The organism is Vibrio sp. 1F169, from assembly GCF_041439605.1.
GTDB lineage: Bacteria > Pseudomonadota > Gammaproteobacteria > Enterobacterales > Vibrionaceae > Vibrio > Vibrio tasmaniensis_A.
In genome coordinates this window covers 1-4,522 of the sequence record NZ_JBGOOI010000134.1, presented here as the reverse complement: position 1 = coordinate 4,522, position 4,522 = coordinate 1, and the positions used below count along the sequence as shown (strand labels likewise).

8 protein-coding genes are annotated in these 4,522 nt (G+C 40.4%); 6 read left to right on the top strand and 2 right to left on the bottom strand.

Going from position 1 to position 4,522, the window contains the following annotated elements; genetic code table 11:
• From ACED53_RS22920 to ACED53_RS22895, 6 genes are all read left to right on the top strand, one after another.
• A partial coding sequence (locus tag ACED53_RS22920) for a hypothetical protein (RefSeq protein WP_371693251.1) occupies positions 1-413 on the top strand: 413 nt, incomplete at its 5' end.
• Between the two features lie 174 nt (positions 414-587).
• Positions 588-890, top strand: coding sequence for a hypothetical protein (locus tag ACED53_RS22915; RefSeq protein WP_017102032.1), 303 nt, complete (start codon positions 588-590; stop codon positions 888-890).
• Positions 880-1,407 (top strand): hypothetical protein, encoded by a 528-nt coding sequence (locus tag ACED53_RS22910; protein WP_241810802.1) that lies wholly within the window; start codon positions 880-882, stop codon positions 1,405-1,407. Before ACED53_RS22915 ends, ACED53_RS22910 begins: the two co-directional genes overlap by 11 nt.
• A gap of 38 nt (positions 1,408-1,445) precedes the next feature.
• Positions 1,446-1,847: a hypothetical protein gene (locus ACED53_RS22905; protein ID WP_017102030.1), complete on the top strand. Its 402-nt coding sequence runs from the start codon at positions 1,446-1,448 to the stop codon at positions 1,845-1,847.
• A gap of 170 nt (positions 1,848-2,017) precedes the next feature.
• Positions 2,018-2,353: a hypothetical protein gene (locus ACED53_RS22900; RefSeq protein ID WP_241816866.1), complete on the top strand. Its 336-nt coding sequence runs from the start codon at positions 2,018-2,020 to the stop codon at positions 2,351-2,353.
• A gap of 130 nt (positions 2,354-2,483) precedes the next feature.
• On the top strand, positions 2,484-2,927 hold the full coding sequence (locus ACED53_RS22895; protein WP_017102029.1) for a hypothetical protein: 444 nt from the start codon (positions 2,484-2,486) through the stop codon (positions 2,925-2,927).
• Between the two features lie 53 nt (positions 2,928-2,980).
• On the opposite strand, the gene ACED53_RS22890 is transcribed toward ACED53_RS22895, so the two are convergent.
• Positions 2,981-3,712 (bottom strand): hypothetical protein, encoded by a 732-nt coding sequence (locus ACED53_RS22890; protein ID WP_017102028.1) that lies wholly within the window; start codon positions 3,710-3,712, stop codon positions 2,981-2,983.
• A 62-nt stretch (positions 3,713-3,774) separates the two neighbouring features.
• On the bottom strand, positions 3,775-4,197 hold the full coding sequence (locus ACED53_RS22885; RefSeq protein WP_017102027.1) for a phage protein: 423 nt from the start codon (positions 4,195-4,197) through the stop codon (positions 3,775-3,777).
• Positions 4,198-4,522: the final 325 nt, after the last annotated feature.

Genomic DNA, 4,522 nt, shown 5'->3' with positions numbered 1-4,522 from the left:
TTCGGTATCTTGCCTTGGGTATTCTTATATATCCGTTTCTTTACATGCTACTCAACTTTATTATCTCTATTCTAATGGCAACTTTGGGCGAAGGTAGTAGCTCGTTGATTGAAATTTTTGAGTATCTCATCTGGTTTATAATGCCTTTTTTTTCGGTGTTTTATCTGTTAGCTTTCCATCACTTTTCGCGAGTGTTAGGTAAATGGCATCAACGAGTTGGGTATACTTTGGTTTTAGCCGCTGTGCTAATTGAAATAGCGATGCCTTGGATGGATTCAGGTCTGGTGTTTAAGACAGCATCTTTTCTATGTCAGCTTTTCGAGATAGGTATTTTAGTTAGTTGTCTGTTCGTTTTTAGCAGTAAGTTGGGGCCAAACTCTGAGCCTGGCACAACCGTATATCGAACTGTTTAGGGTTAATTCGTAACACGTGACATTTTTACTATACGTTGCGTTCTGTGTTTAAGGTGGTTTGCAGAAACATCGGTCTTACGCTACTCACCACTTAAGCGGGCGTTAGCTTTCTGAAGGTGTAAGCCTAAAACTATGCTGTTATAATCGAAACGTATTTGTATTTTGAGAAATGAGATGATGAAGTTTACGTTAGAAGGTAATGACTGTATGCCACCCATTTCCGGTGGCTATCTACTTATTTATCGCGGTACTGAAGAGGTTACGGTTGTTAGCGTACCGTCTCCTAACTTTGTGGCAGAGCGTTATAGGGATAGTGTTAGCGAAAACTATGATTCGTTTGAAGACGAGGAAGGTAATGAGTTTAACATTAATGTTTGGTCTTCCAATGTTGGTGTTGATTGGACGCTAGACGTTGAGACAAAGGATGGAGCGTTAAAAGAGCAAATTAGAGTGGAGTACCATGCTAATGAGTTCTGATACGGAATTTGATGTATATCTCAATACTTTCACTGAAGGACTTACGCAAATAAGAGCCCAAAGTAGAGATAGTTTTCACAACCAATTGTATTTTTCGAACGTGATAAGCTTAATGGAACAGTATCTTTCAAACTTGTTCATTTTTGAACTTACTAATTCTCCAGAATCACTCCGAAAACTAGCAAGCCATGACAAGTTTCGTTCTGCTACCGTGACGGTTCCTTTTGCTTTAAACAACCCTATTGATGAGTATTTGATACATTCAATGAAAGCATTGGTATGGCATCGGCTTAATGATGTTGAAATGTATTATAAAAAAGTTCTTGGCATTCGTTTTAATATCAGCAGAGAGCTATTAAAACAACTTGAGTTACGCCATGACCTTGTGCATCGAAATGGTCATACCTTAGATGGTGAGAAAGTAGATATAACGGATGACGATCTAGACCGATGTATAGCTTTAGTGGAGCCATTTGTTCTCGATATTCACGCAAAGTATGTAACCCAAAAAAGCTAATAAAGCATTTAAGAGTGTTGATAAAAATGGAGGCAATAATGTACAAGGAAACAGATTTTCAACTGAGCCAAGAAGAGTTTAGCTTTAAAAAAGATTCGTATCCTTTATCAAAAATTAATAATGTGAGAGTTAAGAAACTTGGCTTACTCGACAATCTAGGTCAAATAATATTTTGGTTATTTGTTTTCTCCGGAGCAGTTTGGTTAGCAATCCCAACTCTTGAGAGTACACCTTTTTGGTTGAAAGCTTTAGTTGTTACTTTAACGATTGTAGGTTTTATATTTGGTTTTCTTCGTTGTTCAAAATATGCGTTACAAATTGAATTTCGTCATATTGATGAAACCGGAGTTCAATGGGTAAATATAGCTAAATCTTACTCCAAATTTGATAGTGGGTTGTTTGAGCAACAAGTCGCGTTGCTGAAGGCAACATTCGTCTAACAAATTAATCAACACAATTTATTACATTCGGCATTGTAGGTTTGTCTTTAGTTTCGATGTTTAAGGCGTTATATTTTTCAAGTACCTCACGGGCAATAGGAAGAGTTAGTGTATTTTATAATTAATGATATTGAGTGGTGGAAAATTTCACTTAATAGTTTCATGAATGGATGGCTCCCTGGTATTCTGGCATTCTTTTTAGGTCTTGGGCTCGAGAAAATCACAAGTCGCAGAAAGCTAAAGCAAGAGTTAAAAACAACCTACTTGAAATTTTCATACCTATATTTAATTCGGGAGAGGTCACAACACTCAGTTCAGCTGAAGATTGCCACCGTAACTTAAAGGCAACGTTCAATGCGTATACGCGGATCTATCCGAAGCTCTTTAATGAAAAGTCTGTTCAAAAATTATCCCAAATATTAGCAGACGGTTTTTTGATTGAAGGTAAAGTTAATAATAGCTACTTAAATCCAGATGAAATTCAAAAAATAATTGGTAATTTATAGTTCGTATCAAAAGAGAATAAATATAACAAACGATTCGACTATGGAAATTTTGGCTCGAATTAGCCTTAATGTTTAAGGCGGGGCTATGTGCATAATGGAACCTTGGATTTGGTGGTGTAAAGGAGAATAAATGAATTTAGATGAAATTGATTGGATGTTTATTGTAGCTGTTATATTCGGTGCCATTGCTTCTGTCTTAAAAGAACTGGAATCGGTCATTGGAGAAGGCGCATTAAATTATGTGGTCATTTTCCTAAAGATTATCGCAGCTGTTTTGAGTATTTCTTTCGCTGTATTAAAGTTTCTAAAACTTAAGCCATATATAATATTACTAGGTTCCGATGATTTTGAAGAAAGAAAACAAGATGGTCATAAATATTATCGTTTTGAGATAAAAAAGAGCGAACATAAAAAAGGTCAATCACCTTCTATTTCCGCTAGCCTTCTCAATAATGATGGAAGTGAATGTAGTATATTGATGACTCCGAGGACTGATTCTGATGGAAACATATCAGTGACTCATGCAGGGGTAACACTAATAGATAAAAAGCTTAAGATAGTTGTCAAAAATTAGGTCACATAACAAGCGCCTGAACATGACCTACGTACTGTTCAGGCGCCTCTGTTTTAGGCACTTTCTTCTTGTTTCTCAGTTTGTTTCTTCTGGTTTTTTCTTATCGCGTCGAGTATTGCTTTCATGCGCTCTGGGGTCGCTTTGGGCGCGTTTGGTGCCGGCGCTGTGCGATTTGTAGAGCGGGGAAGTTGTGCTGCCATGTTGTCGCCCTCCATTAAGGCCCATTCGGCGATGAACTCGTGATATTCTTCAATTTTAGCCCCGATGTATTCTCGGTAACTGGTGTCAGTATAACACAAGTTGTCGTAGCGCTGAGGCCACACCTTCTTGTGGATCCCGTTGCCGGATTGCTCGTCGACGTGGAACGCCATCGTCATCGCTGTATCTATTCTTGTTAACAGGCAAGATAATCTGTCGAGATCTTGATAAAACGTGGCCGCATGGAAGCCCCCAGAGCCAGTAAACACCAGCTCTCCGGTGGTCGCGTTGTTGCCGATGGGCATGTCTATCAGCGCACCGGTGTTTTCCGTTACCGCAATCAAGCCAATCTCATCGCGTTCGTCGAGCGCTTGGGCTAATTGAATGTATTCCTCGTCAGAAATGAGGGCCAGAAGCACGGCTTGCGCGAGGATAATAGGGTGCTCATCACCCGAAAAAAAGATCACTTGCTCGAGACACACGATATGTTTGCGCGTCTCACAGTCGACTTCCAAACCGCTGACTTGGCTAGTCCACATGGCGTCACCCGCGATGAAAATGTTCGGGCTGGCTATTATCGTTGTCATGACGTTTTACGTTCCTAGATTAAAGAAGCTTATCTCGAGGGTTGTTGCTCTGAATGGCACCATTATTTGAATTTGGCCGGGATCCAGGGCTTAGGCAGCATGCAACGACCGCCACGAAATGGCAAGGGATGCTCTTTAGCCGGATAGTATTCCGGGGACTCAATTTTGCCGTGGCGCTCAACCAGTTGCCGGTGCTCGTCACGCCAGTACGCAAAACTGAGCAATTCCTTGGGATTGAATTCACGATCTTCGGGGGTAATGAGGATCGCACGGTCAACGTTGATTCGAAATCCGTTCCAGCGATGATCCAACGGTAAGTAGCCACGGGCGTGAATGTTCATCAATTTTTCGGCCAGTGGATTGACCGGGACCGCGCCAGACAGCCAACGCTTGATCGTGATCGGTTGAACGTAAAAATACGCGGCGGCTTCATGAATGTCGTCGAAGTAGCGATTCAATAGATCGGCAAAACGGGGAGTGAGCATGTGATCTCCTTCAAGTTATCAAACATCCGTCGAATTCTTTTTTCGATGACAAAACACGATGTCCATCGGTGAATTCGATGAAACTTGTCGTCAAACCGGAAAAAAGAACAGTGACGAAAACTAGGTATAACGCAAAATTGAAGGACGAAAACTAATTAATGATCGTATTTATGTGGAAACATTTTGAATTTCAAGCGTCTATAGCACGCGTGTACGCAAAATCTGCAATTGCTAAGGTACTGAATACTCTCAGATTTTACGCACAGCCTTTGTCAATCCCATTTTAAAATGTCCTCTTTTCTCCCAAATAGAAATGTCACCTTTG

Excerpts from the sequence above, each read along its gene's own strand:
- ACED53_RS22900 (WP_241816866.1), top strand. The coding sequence starts at position 2,018 with ATGGCTCCCTGGTATTCTGGCATTCTTTTTAGGTCTTGGGCTCGAGAA.
- ACED53_RS22905 (WP_017102030.1), top strand. The coding sequence starts at position 1,446 with ATGTACAAGGAAACAGATTTTCAACTGAGCCAAGAAGAGTTTAGCTTT.
- ACED53_RS22895 (WP_017102029.1), top strand. The coding sequence starts at position 2,484 with ATGAATTTAGATGAAATTGATTGGATGTTTATTGTAGCTGTTATATTC.
- ACED53_RS22890 (WP_017102028.1), bottom strand. The coding sequence starts at position 3,712 with ATGACAACGATAATAGCCAGCCCGAACATTTTCATCGCGGGTGACGCC.
- ACED53_RS22910 (WP_241810802.1), top strand. The coding sequence starts at position 880 with ATGAGTTCTGATACGGAATTTGATGTATATCTCAATACTTTCACTGAA.
- ACED53_RS22885 (WP_017102027.1), bottom strand. The coding sequence starts at position 4,197 with ATGCTCACTCCCCGTTTTGCCGATCTATTGAATCGCTACTTCGACGAC.
- ACED53_RS22915 (WP_017102032.1), top strand. The coding sequence starts at position 588 with ATGATGAAGTTTACGTTAGAAGGTAATGACTGTATGCCACCCATTTCC.